The organism is uncultured Parasphingorhabdus sp. (genome assembly GCF_963975735.1).
Classification (GTDB): Bacteria; Pseudomonadota; Alphaproteobacteria; order Sphingomonadales; family Sphingomonadaceae; genus Parasphingorhabdus.
This window is the reverse complement of sequence record NZ_CAXBIA010000001.1, coordinates 277,393-293,073: the sequence shown is the minus strand read 5'-3', so window position 1 is coordinate 293,073 and position 15,681 is coordinate 277,393. Positions and strand designations below refer to the sequence as shown.

15 protein-coding genes and 1 pseudogene are annotated in these 15,681 nt (G+C 59.0%); 8 read left to right on the top strand and 8 right to left on the bottom strand.

Annotated elements, in window-relative coordinates; all coding sequences use genetic code 11:
- Positions 1 to 65 precede the first annotated feature (65 nt).
- The 8 genes from AACZ86_RS01435 to AACZ86_RS01400 all read right to left on the bottom strand — a co-directional run bounded on the left by AACZ86_RS01435 (position 66) and on the right by AACZ86_RS01400 (position 7,837).
- Entirely contained in the window at positions 66 to 674 is a 609-nt protein-coding gene (locus tag AACZ86_RS01435; protein WP_339688859.1) for an LCCL domain-containing protein, read from the bottom strand.
- Positions 675 to 790: 116 nt separating this feature from the next.
- Positions 791 to 3,277 carry a serine/threonine-protein kinase gene (locus tag AACZ86_RS01430; protein ID WP_339688858.1) on the bottom strand — a complete coding sequence of 829 codons (2,487 nt, stop codon included), beginning with the start codon at positions 3,275 to 3,277 and terminating at the stop codon, positions 791 to 793.
- Between the two features lie 109 nt (positions 3,278 to 3,386).
- Positions 3,387 to 3,950, bottom strand: coding sequence for an ECF-type sigma factor (locus AACZ86_RS01425; RefSeq protein WP_339688857.1), 564 nt, complete (start codon positions 3,948 to 3,950; stop codon positions 3,387 to 3,389).
- A gap of 100 nt (positions 3,951 to 4,050) precedes the next feature.
- Positions 4,051 to 4,521, bottom strand: coding sequence for a hypothetical protein (locus AACZ86_RS01420; RefSeq protein ID WP_339688856.1), 471 nt, complete (start codon positions 4,519 to 4,521; stop codon positions 4,051 to 4,053).
- On the bottom strand, positions 4,518 to 5,696 hold the full coding sequence (locus tag AACZ86_RS01415) for a Yip1 family protein (RefSeq protein ID WP_339688855.1): 1,179 nt from the start codon (positions 5,694 to 5,696) through the stop codon (positions 4,518 to 4,520). Before AACZ86_RS01415 ends, AACZ86_RS01420 begins: the two co-directional genes overlap by 4 nt.
- Positions 5,697 to 5,918: 222 nt before the next feature.
- Positions 5,919 to 6,794 (bottom strand): methyltransferase domain-containing protein, encoded by an 876-nt coding sequence (locus AACZ86_RS01410; RefSeq protein ID WP_339688854.1) that lies wholly within the window; start codon positions 6,792 to 6,794, stop codon positions 5,919 to 5,921.
- A gap of 15 nt (positions 6,795 to 6,809) precedes the next feature.
- Positions 6,810 to 7,208 (bottom strand): metalloregulator ArsR/SmtB family transcription factor, encoded by a 399-nt coding sequence (locus tag AACZ86_RS01405; protein ID WP_339688853.1) that lies wholly within the window; start codon positions 7,206 to 7,208, stop codon positions 6,810 to 6,812.
- Positions 7,205 to 7,837: a peroxiredoxin gene (locus AACZ86_RS01400; RefSeq protein ID WP_339688852.1), complete on the bottom strand. Its 633-nt coding sequence runs from the start codon at positions 7,835 to 7,837 to the stop codon at positions 7,205 to 7,207. Before AACZ86_RS01400 ends, AACZ86_RS01405 begins: the two co-directional genes overlap by 4 nt.
- A gap of 100 nt (positions 7,838 to 7,937) precedes the next feature.
- On the opposite strand from AACZ86_RS01400, the gene AACZ86_RS01395 reads away from it, so the two are divergent.
- The 8 genes and pseudogenes from AACZ86_RS01395 to AACZ86_RS01360 all read left to right on the top strand — a co-directional run bounded on the left by AACZ86_RS01395 (position 7,938) and on the right by AACZ86_RS01360 (position 15,670).
- The gene (locus tag AACZ86_RS01395) at positions 7,938 to 8,855 is read left to right on the top strand and encodes an MBL fold metallo-hydrolase (protein WP_339688851.1); all 918 of its coding nucleotides are present in this window, start codon (positions 7,938 to 7,940) and stop codon (positions 8,853 to 8,855) included.
- Positions 8,855 to 9,295: a YeeE/YedE thiosulfate transporter family protein gene (locus AACZ86_RS01390; protein ID WP_339688850.1), complete on the top strand. Its 441-nt coding sequence runs from the start codon at positions 8,855 to 8,857 to the stop codon at positions 9,293 to 9,295. The genes AACZ86_RS01395 and AACZ86_RS01390 overlap by 1 nt, the downstream gene beginning before the upstream one ends.
- Entirely contained in the window at positions 9,292 to 9,699 is a 408-nt protein-coding gene (locus AACZ86_RS01385; protein ID WP_339688848.1) for a DUF6691 family protein, read from the top strand. Before AACZ86_RS01390 ends, AACZ86_RS01385 begins: the two co-directional genes overlap by 4 nt.
- Positions 9,700 to 9,727: 28 nt before the next feature.
- On the top strand, positions 9,728 to 11,323 hold the full coding sequence (locus AACZ86_RS01380) for a TIGR01244 family sulfur transferase (RefSeq protein ID WP_339688846.1): 1,596 nt from the start codon (positions 9,728 to 9,730) through the stop codon (positions 11,321 to 11,323).
- Positions 11,324 to 11,332: 9 nt separating this feature from the next.
- Positions 11,333 to 13,102, top strand: a pseudogene (gene sulP / locus AACZ86_RS01375) (sulfate permease); the annotation flags it as partial.
- Complete coding sequence (locus AACZ86_RS01370) at positions 13,102 to 14,520, top strand: cytochrome ubiquinol oxidase subunit I (RefSeq protein ID WP_339689361.1); 1,419 nt, start codon at positions 13,102 to 13,104, stop codon at positions 14,518 to 14,520. The pseudogene sulP and the gene AACZ86_RS01370, both read left to right, overlap by 1 nt.
- Positions 14,517 to 15,521 carry a cytochrome d ubiquinol oxidase subunit II gene (gene cydB, locus AACZ86_RS01365; RefSeq protein WP_339688845.1) on the top strand — a complete coding sequence of 335 codons (1,005 nt, stop codon included), beginning with the start codon at positions 14,517 to 14,519 and terminating at the stop codon, positions 15,519 to 15,521. The genes AACZ86_RS01370 and cydB overlap by 4 nt, the downstream gene beginning before the upstream one ends.
- Positions 15,521 to 15,670: a DUF2474 domain-containing protein gene (locus tag AACZ86_RS01360; protein ID WP_339688844.1), complete on the top strand. Its 150-nt coding sequence runs from the start codon at positions 15,521 to 15,523 to the stop codon at positions 15,668 to 15,670. Before cydB ends, AACZ86_RS01360 begins: the two co-directional genes overlap by 1 nt.
- The last annotated feature ends 11 nt before the right edge of the window (positions 15,671 to 15,681 follow it).

Genomic DNA, 15,681 nt, shown 5'->3' with positions numbered 1-15,681 from the left:
CCCCATACCGACCCCGTGTTCGAGATATTTGCAGGGCATGAGCAACTCAGCGCTTTGCCGGTTCCTCACCATTTGGATGCCGCGCGGCATTCCCCGATATCTTCGGCGGTCAGTTGATTTTCCGCCTGACCCAAATTGCCCAAACCAAGACTGCCCAATATGGCTGCGGCATCTCGTTCAAAAGAACTTCCGGACCTGGATCTCCGTCCATTGCCATTGACCCGATTGCGATCTCCGGCCGATGCCCCGCTTGAATTGACTTCGACCGCATCAACAAAGCGGTAGCTGGCGCGATATTTCCCGTAACTCCGGGTCGATACGCCATGCCGTTTCGTACCGGTGTAGCTATTCTGACCGGGCAGCATTTCTATCGTCACGCGTCCGCCGCTGCGATCCAGAACCGAGGCATGGAGTGCTGTGGAACAGATATAGGAATCCGCCGTATAAATGTCGGTGCCCCACAGCGAAGTCGAAATGTCAAAATTCGCCGGGCATGTACAGGTCAGAACCTTGTCCGTCCCCGCCCAGCTGGTGGGAGCAGCACAGATTCCGATATCCTGCGCGTCCTGCCCCGGGCCGGGTTGACTGGCCGGCGCCGCCATTGCCGACGAAGACAGAGAAGCGGACACGAATGCGATGGCGGTTAACATCGATCTGAAGCTTGATACTGGCATTTCAGCAATCCTTTGCCGTTGAAACATCGAATGAATGGCAGGATGATCCTCAAGATCATTGCCAATCACCCCTCCAACGCAAAGCAATGAAAAACACCGCCAGTTTTCAGAAGAAACTAGCTGGAGAATTTCGCTGCGGCTGCCTTGCAAGGAAGCAGATACCGATCCGGCAGCGGTATTTTCGACGCCTTCAGGCCGCTATAGGCGGACTGGATAAACGGCTTCGCTTCCCTCTTCTTTCCCTGTCCCATTATCGATATCCCGATCCGGCACCGCGCCACCTCGGTCGCGAAATGGCCAGCAGGCAATACCCGCGAGAGCAAGTCGAATGCGCGCTGCGCGTCAACCTGCGCTTCGACAAAACGGCCTTGCGCTATACGCATTTCGGCGCGGGTTAGCGATGGAAAGGCACGGCGCGGGTGATCGTCCGGAAGATGGCGCGCGAAAATATTGTCGACATCCCGCAAATCCCTTTCGGCTTGGGTAAATTGCCCTGTCTGGACGAGGGCTGCAGCAAGATTCTGCTCCACCTCTCCCGCTTCCAGAGACCGCTTCCCATGTTGGGATCGGGTCTGCACCAGGACCTGCCGAAACTGGGATATCGCCTCTTCGATCTTGCCTGCCTCGACCAGAGCCAGAGCAAGATTGTTGCGATGTGACAGGTTGGACGAATAATCGGGGCCAAAGGCGGCGATCGACAATTTCAGAGCCTTGCGATGATATTCTATCGCTGCTTGCGGTTTGCCTTGCGTTGCTGCCAGCCGGCCGAGATCGGAATAGATGATCGACAGCCGCGGGTGATTGTCGCCATAATATTTGCGGGCGACAGCAAGGGTCTTGTCCAGCTGGGCTTCTGCGGCGGTGCCCTCACCCAGACCGACGAGAGACCGGCCCAGCCCCGAACCTGCTTCAACAGCAGCGGGGATTTGATCGAGCTTCCCTGCCAGGGTCTCCACCCGTTTGAACAGCTCTTTCTGCTCCGACCAGTTCCCTTCCTGATTCCAGGCCGCCAACAACAATATGTCGAGCGCATGAATATCTTCGCTCTTGTTCCGTCCAAGCAGGGCCAGCGCTCTGTCCAGCTTCTCCTCACCTGCTTTCCGGTCTCCATCCAGGCTTTGCAGATAGCCAAGATAAGCAAGAGCAGCAGCATAGGCATTGTTGTGCGGTGCCTTGGCTCTGTCCAGCAATGCCACTGCTTCTGCGGCCAGTTTCTGCGCGGCAGGCAGATCATCGGCCCGTTGGTGGCCGCGCGCGGTCCAGCCCAGCAAGTCCGCAATCAAAGCCGGATCATCCGCCAGATTCTCGCGTGCATCCGCCAGAGAAGCTTCCAGCATCCTGAGCGTCGTCGCCGATTGCGGGCCGGCCGCGTCCATTTCCAGCGGATCGAACCGCCGAAACAGATTGAGCAGCATATCCTTGCCTCGTTCGACCCGGTCCAGAGCCGCGACCGCGATATTCCTCTGTTCGCGAATCTGGTTTGCATAGATCGAAGCGGTCAATCCCCAGCCGGCAAAGCCCAGTAACAAGGCCGCCGCCAGGACTGCTGTCCATGGATTGCGCCTGATCAGGCGCCAAAGCCCTGCCGCTTTGCTATCCGGCGCCGCCATGACTGCCTGACCGTCGATCAGCTTTCTCAGGTCCATGGCGAATTGCGCAGCGGACGGATATCTTGCAGCCGGATCGGAAGCCGTTGCCATCTCCGCCACAGCCATATGATCGGCATCAAGGTCAAAATCGGATATCAACTGTTTGACGACCAGCCCCAGCTGGAAAATGTCACTACTTATGGTCAATGCTGTTCCGGCACGATGTTCGGGCGAGGCGATAGCGGGAGACACGGCGATGGCCGGACCTCCCAGCCCGTCCTCATCGAGCAATTGGGCGATGCCGAAGTCCAGCAGCTTGATCGCCCCGTCTTCCTGAACCACGACATGTTCGGGCTTGAGATCGCCGTGCAGGACCAGCCGGTTATGGGCGGCCTGCAACGCGTCCGACGCTTGTGCGACGAGCGCGAGCCGCTCCGCCAGAGGCAGGCTATTTGTCGCACAATATTCTGTAATCGGCAGGCCATCGACATATTCCATGACTAGCCAGGGTGATCCTGTTGCCGTCTCGCCGCCGTCTATGATTCTCACCAGCCCGTGATGATCCAGACTAGCCAGCACATTGCGTTCGCGATGGAATAATTTGACCAGATCATCGCTCAGGATAGACGCCCGCATGATCTTCAGCGCCGCTTTTTGCCGGTAGCGATCATCATCCCGCTCGACGTGATAGACCTCGGCCAGCCCGCCCGATCCAATATGGCGGATGATCTTCCACGGACCATAATGAGAGCCGACACGCGGATCATCGGAATCGCGGGCGAATTCCGGCACGACCATATCGAGGAACATGTCGCGCTTTTGCTCCAGCACCGTGAACAGCGCGTCGCTATTGGCCGCCTTGTCGAGCAATATTTTCGTCCGTAAACCGAGTGCGGGTTCGGCGACAAAATGCATCTTGATCCATGAAGCCCGCTTGCCGGACGCCAGTGACAAGACATGGTCGAGAGCGTAATCCACCCTTTCCCAATCGGACTTGCCGATATCCTGCTTCATATTGCGTCCGTTGTCATATGCGACCCGCTAGATTGGAAGGACTGGTTTGCGATCCTGTTTCCATGAGAATTCACAAGCGACCATGAATTTCCTTGTCGGTCTGATAACGTCAAACAGCGCCATCATCCGCCACAAAATGTTCCGCGAGATAAATCCGCGCCCGCGTCCATTGCCGCTCAACGGTCCGCGTGGACCGATCCAGAGCCTGTGCGGTTTCCTCGACGGTCAGACCGGCGAAGAACCGGCATTCGACCACCGCTTCCAGTTCCGGAACGCGATCAGATAGCGCCGCAAGCGCCTCATCAATGGTCAATATTGCATCCGAAGGGGCAGTGTCTGCCACCAGATTTTCATCCAGCTGGACATGTGCAGCGCCGCCTCCCCGTTTTCCCGCGGTCTTGCGGCGGGCGTGGTCGACCAATATCTGCCGCATGGCCCGGGACGCCGTGGCCAGATAATGGTTGCGGTCGGTGTAGGACGATCCTTCGGAGGCAGATAATTTCAGCCAGGCTTCGTGCACGATCATGGTGGTGTTGAGCGATGGACCGGTGGCCTGCCGGCTAAGCTGACGCGACGCTATCCGGCGCAAAGCGTCATAGGTCTCGGCGATCAGTTCTTCGGACAGGTTTAGCTTGCGGTTTTCAGCTTCACTTTCACGGCGATTGCTCCCCATTCAATGTTCCCATGCAAAATTCCGGGCCGTGCGCCGGAAGAAGATACTCTTCTCGTGCATGTGGCTGGTATAGCAAGGCTTTTTCTACATTCCCGCGATTTTAGCGGAAGGGGATATCCGGCCTCTCCTTTTCAATGACGAATATCTCGATGCGGGTTTCGTCCCCTTCACCGTCGCCCCTGAGCGTGATCGAGCCATCATCAACAGACTCTCCCGCGAAGCGAATAAGCAGGACATTGCCTTGCTCTTCGCTGATGATCGTCAGATTCTGGCGCGGCAACATGCAGCGATAAAAAGCTGACACAGCTTCAATCGTCCCCGCTGTCTTTGCGACAATGGCATAATTGTCACTGGCATATTCCGGCGGATGACCAGCGGTTTGCTGCTCGATAACAGCGTCCTGCGGCAACGGGTTCCACGATGGATAATTTTCTACCTGCATCGCTTGTGACTCGGGGCAAGCGGCCTTTGCTCCACTGTCCGCCGTTGCACAGCTTGCCAGAGAAAAAAGCGAAGGGGCCAGCACCCAGCCAAGGGCGAAGCGCCGGCCTCCTCGCGATATTATTTTCACTCGCCCGATCTTGCGATCGCTTCCAATGCGTCCAGATCGATCTGATTGAGCACCGCGCGCAGGTCCGCGATGGAATTGGCATATCCGTCGGCTTGCACGTTGAAACGGTCACCGACAATCATCCCGTAGCGGCCGTCCTTGCTGGCGCTGTCATAGCGGATTGTCGTGAGACGTCCGTCAATCTTGCCCATTTTTTCGATCACCGTCCCGTTCTGGCTTTCGGATTCCATATTCATCGCACCGCCCAGCGTGGCGAGACTTCCGGCAATACCGAGATCGGTGATGATCAGATCGATGCTCTTCTCGTCATCACCGTAGCTGGCGGCGGCGCTGGAGGCACCAACCCCGCCAACCGACGTTCCGCTGGAATGTGTATTCGTCTTGACCAACCCCCCCGGCAAACTGGCCGGGAGCATTGCAGCCAGCTGCTTTGATGGCAATGTCGTGGCCTGGCCGTTTTGCGCGCGTTCGTTGGCAGCCGCCATTTTCTCACCGGCTTTTTCCAGCTCGCCCAAATCGAATGATCCGACACCGGGCACGTTGACGCTACCGGACAGGCTGCCGTCACTGACTTCCGGAACCGAACTGGTCAAAATCATCAAAGGGGCCAGAATCACGCTGAAGATGATTCCCGCGACGAAGCCGACGGCAAGGATCGCACCTGTATAGATAAGCGCCTTGTCTTCCGGTGCTTTCATCATCACCGGTATACCGACGAAAAGGAGATATAATCCATATAGCCCCAATATCGCGAGCATCCCCAGACCCGGAATCAGCTGGAAGGCTCCGGCAACCCAGGCCGCAGTCGCGCTATATGCGGCCAGCTTGAAGGCATTATTCCGGTTCGCAGTGCCGCCGAAACGGGGCGCCAGAAAGTCGATCACCAACGCCATCAGAAAAACGCCGATCAGCGTGAATATATAGCTGACCACCGCGGTCGACAGGGCCGACATGAAAGACGGCCGGTGCGTGATTCCGAAAAAGCTGTTGCCAAAGACGACGGCGTGGATGAACCCGGCAACCGGTCCGATCGCCGCCAGCGGCAAGATGTAGGATTTGTAGAGCGAAGCGATACTGGTCGTTTCAGTTTCGATGACCGGCCATTCTGCACGTGGTTGCAATAATATGGCTTTCACCCGCTGCAACAGCGAGGCTCCGTATTGTTCGTTGTTCATTTACCCATCCCTAAATTTTACGTGGTCACAACCCAACACGAAGGATTGTCGAAAAACCCGCCAAAGTAAATGTAGTTATTTCCATGCCTTATTCGGGCGAGCACATCCGCGTCGCCAATATTTTACTGCGTTCAAGGCGCGAACCGGCGGCAAGGCTGACTTGCGTCCATATATATTGGGCAACAATTCAGCCCGAAGACTCAATCGGGCAGAATCATAATCTTAGGCGATCGCCGAGACCAGCCAGACTTTTCCCTGCATCATCACGCCTTTTCCGGGCACATGATAGCGGGCAAATAGATCGGCCAGTTCCTTGCTGGCGGCGGCAATGACAGCCTCGCCCTTTTCATTCAGCAACCGACCGACGGCAAGAGAGGCAAAGGCGAAAGCGACGGCTTGCTCAGGCGTGGCTCCAATCCCGCCAACGGGTTGCAGAGCTTCATAGGCGACCACATCAACATCGCTGAAACCGCTGCCGTCCAGTATTTCACCCAGATATTCCAGATCTTCGAACGCAAACGGGCCCGGCGCGCGTGGCACCGCTGGCGGAATTTCGATGTGATTTCTGACGACGCCCATCATTTCCATCATCCAGAGATTGTCACGCGGCGGTCCCCAGACCGCCAGATCGATGCGCGCGCCTTTCCGGACGAGGCCGTGGAGATTTTTAAAGGCGTTGACCGGGTCTTCAAAAAACATGCTGCCAAAGCGCGAGAAGAGCCGGTCATAAGGCGCATCCGGCAATTGGGCGATGGCGGCATCGGCGTTGGTGAACTCTATATTGGTCATGCCCCTGTTTGCCGCTCGTTCCTGCGCGGCGGCCACGAGGTCGGGGGATATATCGAGTCCCATGACCTTGCCGGAAGGCGCGACCGCACCGGCGATAGCCAGCGTTGTAGCACCGCCTCCGCAACCCAGGTCAATCACTGTCTCGCCATCCTGATAATCGGCCCGGGCCAGCAAGGCTTCGCCAATCGGGGCGATCATTTCTTCGAACAACGAGAGACTGGCCAGCCATTTGAGTCCCATATCACCCGCCCAGTCTTCCGGCTTCAGTTCTTGCGGTTGCTGGCCCTGATCGGTGCTGTCGTTGCTCATGATGATTTCTCTATCCTATAATATTTTCGCGAAGCCGGCCGTTCCTGTTCCGGTCACCGGTTTCCGCACGGGCGAGACCGTTCTGGTCGCTGCCTCCATGATCTGCTGCGGATCAGGCTTGTCGGTCAACAAGGCTTCCATCGTTCTGACGCAGAGACGCGAGGAATCATCGGCAAGGTCATACCAGATCTGCTTGCCTTCGCGGCGGGTCTTCACGACATCCGCCTGTCGCAGCGCCGCGAGCTGCTGGCTGAGCGCCGGCTGGCCGATACCGGTTGCGGCATCGATCTCGCTGACGCTGTTTTCGCCGCGGAGCAGAAAGGACAAGATCATCAGCCGCTGCGGCTGGGCGAAGATTTTCAGCTTCTCGGTCGCGGTATCGGCGCGGTCGCGGCTTTCGTAAATCGCCGTCACGGGGCCTTCACCTTGTGGCAGAACCAGTCGTCCTCCCGGCTGATATCCGTCTCCGAGAGCGGCGGGATCTGAAGCACATCGTCACCGGGCTGCCACCCTTCCGGGATCAGGACATCGGCCCTGTCGGAAAGTTGCAGCGCCGCCAGCAGGCGAATCATCTCGTCAACCGACCGACCGACATTATGCGGATAGCAGGTGGTTGCGCGGACCAGGCCCTCCGGATCGATAAAATAGCTGGTCCGCATCGCCGCAGAATCGGCGGCATTTTCGTCGATCATGCCAAAGGCACGGCCGACCGCCATGCTCGGATCCTCGACGATCGGAAAGGGGATTTTGACGTCGAACTTTTCCTCGATCGCCCGCGCCCAGGCGAGATGGGAATAGAGGCTGTCCACCGAGAGGCCGAGCAACGCACAGTCCATCGCCTCGAACTGGTCCTGATGACGCGCAAGAGCGACAAATTCGGTGGTGCAGACCGGGGTAAAATCGGCGGGATGCGAGAAGAAGATCAGCCACCGTCCGCGATAGTCGGACAGCTTGACCGGTCCACGGGTCGTGCGCGCCTCAAAGTCCGGGGCGACCTCCCCTATACGCAATGACCCTGACTTTACCTGCAACGCATCTGACATTAATTTTCACCTCTCCCGAGAATTGGCAGTGTTAGCATATTGACGCAACACATATAATGTATTACATAGTTTATGTAAATATGAATTTGAGGAATTATCTATGACTGATTCGGCACTGATTCATGCAACGGAACAAATCTCCCGCGCCCAGCAGCATATCCCCGTTATCAAGGCTTTTTTCGATCAGCCGACCTATACGGTAACCTATGTCGTGCATGACAAGGAGACGAAATGCGCCGCCATCATCGACAGCGTGTTCGATTTCGACCCGGCTTCCGGCCGGACCTCCTTTGATTCCGCCGACGAGGTGATTGCCTATGTCAAGGAACAGGGTCTGACGGTCCAGTGGCTGCTCGAAACCCACGCCCATGCCGACCATCTGTCGGCTGCACCCTATCTGCAGGAAAAGCTTGGCGGCAAGATTGCCATTGGCGAGCATATCGTGACGGTGCAGGATGTATTCGGCAAATTGTTCAACGCCGGAACCGAGTTCCAGCGCGACGGATCGGATTTCGATCGCCTGTTCGCCGATGGCGATACGTTCAAGATCGGCAATCTCGATGTAACAGTGATGCACGTCCCCGGCCATACGCCGGCCGATATCGCCTATGTCATCGGCGATGCGGTCTTCGTCGGCGACACGATGTTCATGCCGGATTACGGAACGGCCCGGGCCGATTTCCCCGGCGGTGACGCACGCAAGCTCTACCAGTCGATGCGGCGCCTGTTGTCGCTGCCCGACAGCACCCGCCTGTTCATGTGCCATGACTATCTGCCTGCCGGCCGGACCGAATATGTCTGGGAAACCACCGCCGCCGAGCAGCGGAAGAACAATATCCATGCGCATGACGGCGTGACCGAGGACGAATTTGTCAAAATGCGGACCGAGCGCGACAAGACGCTGGATATGCCGCGGCTGATCCTGCCGTCGGTCCAGGTCAATATGCGGGCCGGCCATCTGCCGCCCGAGGAAGATAATGGCGTGCGCTACCTCAAAGTCCCGTTGAACGGCGTCTGATGCTCGCTGCATTTCCCCATGCCATGCCGCTGGAAGGCCTGATCGGCGGACTGATGATCGGTGTTGCCGCCGCCGTGATGCTGCTTGGCCTCGGCCGCATAGCCGGAGTCAGCGGACTGGCGGCGCGCGCCACCGGTATTGCCGACAGCGGAGCGCCACGCGGCATAGCCATCGCCTTCGTTATCGGCCTGCCGCTGGGCGCGCTGGTCATCTCCGCGATCACCGGCGGGATCGAGACCCGCTTTCCGCCCTCGGTCATTTCGCTGGTCATCGGCGGCCTGCTGGTCGGCTATGGCACGCGGCTTGGCTCGGGCTGCACCAGCGGCCACGGCGTCTGCGGCATGTCGCGCCTGTCCCCGCGCTCGTTGATTGCCACGGCCATTTTCATGGCCAGCGGCTTTGTCACGGTCGCGCTGATGCGTGCGGGAGGCCTGTTATGAGACAGATATTGGTCGCTCTTTTTGCCGGCTCCCTGTTCGGCGCCGGCCTTGCCTTCTCGGGCATGGCCGACCCTGCAAGGGTGCAGGGCTTTCTCGATCTTTTCGGTCACTGGGACCCGACCCTCGCCTTTGTCATGGGCGGCGCGATGATCCCGATGGCCATTGCCTGGATCATTCAGCGACGGCTCGAAAAGCCTTTTGCCGACGCGCATTTTTCGTTGCCCGGCACCACGCTGATTGATCGCAAACTGACAATCGGTGCGGTCCTTTTCGGAGCCGGTTGGGGCATTAGCGGCCTCTGCCCGGGGCCTGGTCTGGCCGACCTGGCGATCAATCCCCTGCCCGCCCTTGCCTTCGTCGGCGCATTGCTGGCGGGCATGATCGCACATCGGGCGACAAGTTAAGCAGAGACACGATAATGAAGGATGTCCAATGACGAGCAAGCCAGAAGTCACGAAGTTGAGCGACACCGTAAGCGTATCGCCGCAATTGGAGCTCAGCGATGTCACGGCATTGGCAAAAGCCGGCTTCAAATCGATCATCTGTAACCGGCCCGACGACGAGGCAGGCGACCATCCCCGTTCTGCCGCCGTGGCGGAGGCCGCACAACAAGCGGGCCTGAAGTTCGCATATGTCCCGGCAGTGTCAGGCGCGATCACCGATCAGGACGGCGAGAAAATGGCAGGCGCGCTGGCTGACCTTCCGGCCCCGGTTCTCGCTTATTGCCGCTCAGGTGCCCGGTCGACAAAACTGACCGAGATGGCGCAGGCCAAAACGGCCAATACATCGTCGGCCGCGAAAAAATTCAACGTCGTCATCGTCGGCGGCGGCTCCGCCGGTATCGCGACCGCCGCCAGCATGTTGAAGCGCGACAGGAATATCTCGCTGGCGATCATCGACCCGGCCGACGACCATTATTACCAGCCCGGCTGGACGATGGTTGGCGGCGGTGCCTTTTCTCCCGAATTCACCCACCGCAAGGAAAAGGACCTGATTCCTGCCCGCGCACAATGGATCAAATCTGCAGTCAGCTCTTTTGATCCGGAGAATAACGCCGTTGCGACAGCCGTGGGACAGGAAATCGGCTATGACGTGTTGATCGTCTGCCCGGGTATCAAGCTGGACTGGGAAGCCATTGACGGCCTGCCGGAGACGCTGGGCAAAAATGGTGTCACGTCCAATTACCGCTTCGATCTCGCGCCTTATACATTCGACCTGGTCAAACATATGGCCGGCGGGACGGCCTTGTTCACCCAGCCGCCGATGCCGATCAAATGTGCCGGGGCACCGCAGAAAGCGATGTATCTGTCCTGCAGCAAGTGGGAAAAGCAGGGCGTTTTAGGCAATATCGACGTGCAGTTTCACAACACCGGCGCGGTGCTCTTCGGTATCAAGGAATATGTGCCCGCCCTGATGGAATATGTTGAGCGCTATGACATCCATCTGAAGCTGGAATCGAAACTGGTTGCAGTCGACGGTCCGGCGCAGATTGCCACGTTCGAACAGAAACATGGCGAGGAAATCAAAAGGGTCGAGATAAAGTTCGACATGATCCATGTTGTCCCGCCGCAAGTCGCTCCCGATTTTGTCCGGTCCAGCCCGCTGGCCGCGGAAAGCGGCTTCGTCGATGTCGATCCGGCCACCCTGCGGCACGCGAAATATGCCAATATATTCGCGCTCGGCGATGCCTGCAACGCACCCAATGCCAAGACCATGGCAGCCGTGCGCAAACAGGCCCCGGTCGTTGCCGTCAACGCTCTCGCTGCCCTCGAAGGCAAGCCGGCGGTGGCCGATTATGACGGTTATGGCAGTTGCCCGCTGACCGTCGAGCGCGGCAAGGTGGTGCTCGCCGAATTCGGCTATGGCGGCAAGCTGCTGCCAAGCTTCCCGAACTGGCTGATCGACGGCACAAGGCCATCGCGCCTCTCGTGGCTGCTCAAGGACACGATCCTGCCGCCGGTCTACTGGCACGGCATGCTCAAGGGCCGCGAATGGATGGTCAAGCCGCATCGTATCGGCGCGAAATAAGCCGGCCCGATGAAAATTTCCCGCTATTTGCCGATCCTTGATTGGGGCAGTCGCTATAACAGCACCACGCTGACCAACGACGGTGTCGCCGCGATCATTGTCACGATCATGCTGATCCCGCAGAGTCTGGCTTATGCGATGCTGGCGGGATTGCCGCCGGAGATAGGGCTTTACGCCTCGATCCTGCCGCTGATTGCTTATGCGATATTTGGGACCAGCCGGACATTGGCGGTCGGTCCGGTCGCGGTGGTGTCGCTGATGACCCTGACTGCCGCGAGCGCCATTGCCGCGCCCGGTAGTGCCGAATTTATCGCCGCCGCGTTGGTATTGGCACTGCTCTCCGGACTGTTCCTGCTGCTGCTCGGCATATTCAAGCTCGGCTTTCTCGCCAATCTGCTATCCCATCCGGTGGTATCGGGCTTCATCACCGCCAGCGGCATCATCATCGCGACCAGCCAGCTTAAGTCGATTTTCGGGATCAAGGCGAGCGGCGCGGCCATGCCCGAACTGGTTTCCACTATTGCCGCAACAATCGGCACCACCAATATCCCGACCTTGATCATCGGCGTATCGGCGACCGTTTTTCTATTCTGGGTCCGCAAGGGGCTGAAGCCGCTGCTGATGCGGATCGGAATTCCAGCACGCCCGGCGGAACTGCTGGCCAAGGCCGGACCGATTGCCGCCGTTGCCGTTTCGACCATCGCCACGATAATGTTCGATCTGGAGGCCAAGGGGGTCAGCGTGGTCGGTGATATCCCGCAAAGCCTGCCGCCCTTCTCGGTTCCGCTGGTCGATCTGGAGCTCTGGAAGACACTGGCGATACCGGCTCTGTTGTTGAGCATTATCGGATTTGTCGAATCTGTCTCCGTCGGCCAGACCTTGGCGGCCAAGCGCCGTCAGCGGATCGACCCGGATCAGGAACTGATCGGCCTTGGCGCAGCCAATATCTCGGCGGCTTTTTCCGGCGGCTATCCGGTGACCGGCGGCTTTGCCCGTTCGGTGGTCAATTTCGATGCCGGCGCGGAGACGCCGGCTGCCGGAGCCTTCACGGCGGTAGGCATCGCCCTGGCGGCGCTGTTCCTCACTCCATTGCTCGCATCGCTCCCCATCGCCACTCTGGCCGCAACCATCATCGTCGCCGTCCTGAGTCTGGTCGATCTGAAGACGCCGCTAACCATCTGGCGCTATTCGAAAATGGACTTTGCCGCCATGGCAGCGACCATTGGTGTGACCCTGCTCGCTGGAGTCGAGCCCGGTGTGATCGCGGGTGTTGGCCTCAGTCTCGCCCTGTTCCTGTGGCGCAGTTCGCGGCCCCACGCGGCGATTGTCGGTCGGGTCCCCGAAACCGAGCATTTCCGCAACGTCAACCGGCACAAGGTCTTCACCGATCCCCGCATCCTGACCATCCGGATCGACGAGAGCCTGACCTATCTCAACGCGCGCTGGCTCGAGGAATTCATTCTCGAACAAGTCGCCGAGCAGAAAAGCGTCCGCCACGTCATCCTGATGTGCTCCGCGGTCAACGCGATCGACGCGTCGGCGCTGGAAAGCATCGAGGCGATCAACCACCGTCTGGCGGATGCCGGCATCTCCCTGCACCTTTCGGAGGTCAAGGGACCCGTGATGGACGCGCTGAAGCGCTCGCATTTTCTGGAGCAGCTCTCCGGGCAGGTTTTTCTTTCGCAAAACGAAGCTTATACTGCGATTATTGCAATTGCGGAAAACGAAGATAACGCCGACACTGATATCGATATTTGGAAGGCAAGGGGCCTGATATGATGGAAAATGATCTCGCAATCAATCTGGCGAGGGCGCAATTTGCCTTCACCGTCAGCTTCCATTTCCTGTTCCCCGCCTTCACCATCGGCATCGCCAGCTATCTCGCGGTGCTGGAAGGGCTCTGGCTGAAAACCGATAATGGCGTTTACGCGAACCTGTACCGCTATTGGCTAAAGATATTCGCGGTGGTTTTCGCAATGGGCGTCGTTTCCGGCATTGTCATGTCCTATCAGTTCGGCACCAACTGGTCAGTATTTTCCGACAAGGCGGGACCGATTATCGGGCCGCTCATGGCCTATGAAGTGCTGACCGCCTTTTTCCTCGAGGCCGGATTCCTCGGCGTGATGCTGTTCGGCATCAACAAGGTCGGCCGCAAGCTGCATTTCGTCGCGACTCTGGCCGTTGCCATCGGCACATTCATCTCCGCTTTCTGGATTCTGTCGGTGAACAGCTGGATGCAGACGCCGGTCGGCTATGCGATCAATGACGTCGGCCAGTTCGTGCCCGCAGCGGGCTGGTGGGATATCGTCTGGAATCCCAGCTTCCCCTATCGCCTGGTGCACACGGTGCTTGCCGCCTATCTGACCACCGCCTTTGCGGTCGGCGCAGTCGGTGCCTGGCATCTGCTGAAAGACAAGACCAACCCCGGCGCGCGCAAGATGTTCTCGATGGCGATGTGGATGGCGGCACTGGTCGCTCCGACCCAGATATTCATGGGCGACCTGCACGGCCTCAACACGCTCGAGCACCAACCAGCCAAGGTAATGGCGATGGAAGGCCATTATGACAGCCATCCCGATGGCGCGCCGCTGATCCTTTTCGGTATTCCCAACAGCAAGGAAAAGCGTGTCGACTATGCCATTGAAATACCCAAGGCATCGTCGCTGATCCTCAAACATGATCTGAATGCGCCTCTCGCCGGGCTTGATACCATCCCCGATGCAGACGAACCGCCGGTTGGCATCGTCTTCTGGTCGTTCCGGATCATGGTCGGTCTGGGCTTTGCGATGCTCGGCATCGGCCTGTGGAGCCTGTTCGCCCGTTCGCGCAAGAAACTCTATGACTGGCCGCTGCTGCACCGCGCGGCTCTGGTGATGGGGCCATCCGGCTTCATTGCCGTGCTGGCCGGCTGGGTAACGACCGAGGTCGGGCGCCAGCCGTTCACCATCTATGGCCTGCTGCGCACAAGCGAAAGCGCAGCGCCACTGGACGCTCCAGCGGTCGCCGCGTCGCTGCTCGCCTTTGTGGTGGTCTATTTCATCGTCTTCGGCGCTGGCATCGTCTATATCTTCAAGCTCGCCGCGAAACCGCCCGAAGCGCATGAACCGACACCGGACGATGCGCCCATCCGCTCCGCAGGGATCACCCCTGCAGCGGCGGTGCTCGAAGGGGATCATGAAGAAGGAGCAGCGACATGAGCGGCACCGAACTGACCGTCATCTGGGCAGGCATCATCGCCTTTGCTGTCGTCGTTTACGTGATCATGGACGGCTTTGACCTCGGCATCGGGATATTATTTCCCAATTTCAAGGTCGGCCAGGATCGTGACACGGCGATGAACAGCATCGCGCCGGTCTGGGACGGCAATGAGACTTGGCTGGTGCTGGGTGGCGGTGGCCTGCTGGCCGCTTTCCCGCTCGCTTATGCGATCATATTACCCGCGCTCTACGCACCATTGATCGCCATGTTGCTGGGGCTGGTCCTGCGCGGCGTCGCATTCGAGTTCCGCTGGCGCGATCCGGCGCACCGGGCGCGCTGGGACTTCGCCTTTACCGCCGGATCGGTCATCGCGACCTTTGCCCAAGGCATTACGCTTGGCGCATTGCTGCAGGGCATCACGGTCGAAGGCCGCGCTTATGCCGGCGGCTGGTGGGAATGGTTGACGCCGTTCAGCCTGCTGACCGGCTTTGCCTTGCTGGCCGGCTACGCCTTGCTCGGCTGCTGCTGGCTGATCTGGAAAACCGAAGGCCCCTTGCAGCGCCAGTGCTACAGCTATGCCGGCCGCCTCGGTATCTTGCTGCTGCTCGCCATCGCTGTTGTCAGCATCGCAACGCCCTTTCTCGAGGAAGAATATTACAGCCGCTGGCTCGCCTATCCCGGCGTCATCGCCACGGCCCAGATTCCGCTCGCAACTCTGGTCATTTCGGTGCTGTTTTTCCGCAGCCTGTCCAAACGCCAGGAAGCCGCACCCTTTTTCTACGCGCTCGGCCTGTTCGGTCTGTGTCTGGTCGGCCTTGCGGTCTCGATGTGGCCGGATGTCATCCCCGGCCGGATCACGATCTGGGAAGCGGCAGCACCCTACGAGAGCCAGATGTTCATGCTGATCGGCGCGGGCATCATGGTGCCGGTCATCCTCGCTTATACCGCATGGGCCTATTGGGTGTTCCGCGGCAAGGTCGGATCGGACGGCTACCACTAATGGCTTTTGATCCGCTCTCGTCGAAAGGCAAAAGCGCCGACGGCGCGCCCTTGCCCAAGCGCCTGCTCTGGATGCTGGCTTATTGGGCGATGGGCGTGGCGGTCGTCGGCACAGTCGGCTATTTCATCCGCTTCTGGATCAAGACCTGACGCCTCGCCAG

Bases quoted from the DNA above. Each gene is read 5' to 3' on its own strand.
- AACZ86_RS01435 (WP_339688859.1), bottom strand. From the start codon at position 674: ATGCCAGTATCAAGCTTCAGATCGATGTTAACCGCCATCGCATTCGTG.
- AACZ86_RS01430 (WP_339688858.1), bottom strand. From the start codon at position 3,277: ATGAAGCAGGATATCGGCAAGTCCGATTGGGAAAGGGTGGATTACGCT.
- AACZ86_RS01425 (WP_339688857.1), bottom strand. From the start codon at position 3,950: ATGGGGAGCAATCGCCGTGAAAGTGAAGCTGAAAACCGCAAGCTAAAC.
- AACZ86_RS01415 (WP_339688855.1), bottom strand. From the start codon at position 5,696: ATGAACAACGAACAATACGGAGCCTCGCTGTTGCAGCGGGTGAAAGCC.
- AACZ86_RS01410 (WP_339688854.1), bottom strand. From the start codon at position 6,794: ATGAGCAACGACAGCACCGATCAGGGCCAGCAACCGCAAGAACTGAAG.
- AACZ86_RS01400 (WP_339688852.1), bottom strand. From the start codon at position 7,837: ATGTCAGATGCGTTGCAGGTAAAGTCAGGGTCATTGCGTATAGGGGAG.
- AACZ86_RS01395 (WP_339688851.1), top strand. From the start codon at position 7,938: ATGACTGATTCGGCACTGATTCATGCAACGGAACAAATCTCCCGCGCC.
- AACZ86_RS01390 (WP_339688850.1), top strand. From the start codon at position 8,855: ATGCTCGCTGCATTTCCCCATGCCATGCCGCTGGAAGGCCTGATCGGC.
- AACZ86_RS01385 (WP_339688848.1), top strand. From the start codon at position 9,292: ATGAGACAGATATTGGTCGCTCTTTTTGCCGGCTCCCTGTTCGGCGCC.
- AACZ86_RS01380 (WP_339688846.1), top strand. From the start codon at position 9,728: ATGACGAGCAAGCCAGAAGTCACGAAGTTGAGCGACACCGTAAGCGTA.
- AACZ86_RS01370 (WP_339689361.1), top strand. From the start codon at position 13,102: ATGGAAAATGATCTCGCAATCAATCTGGCGAGGGCGCAATTTGCCTTC.
- cydB (WP_339688845.1), top strand. From the start codon at position 14,517: ATGAGCGGCACCGAACTGACCGTCATCTGGGCAGGCATCATCGCCTTT.
- AACZ86_RS01360 (WP_339688844.1), top strand. From the start codon at position 15,521: ATGGCTTTTGATCCGCTCTCGTCGAAAGGCAAAAGCGCCGACGGCGCG.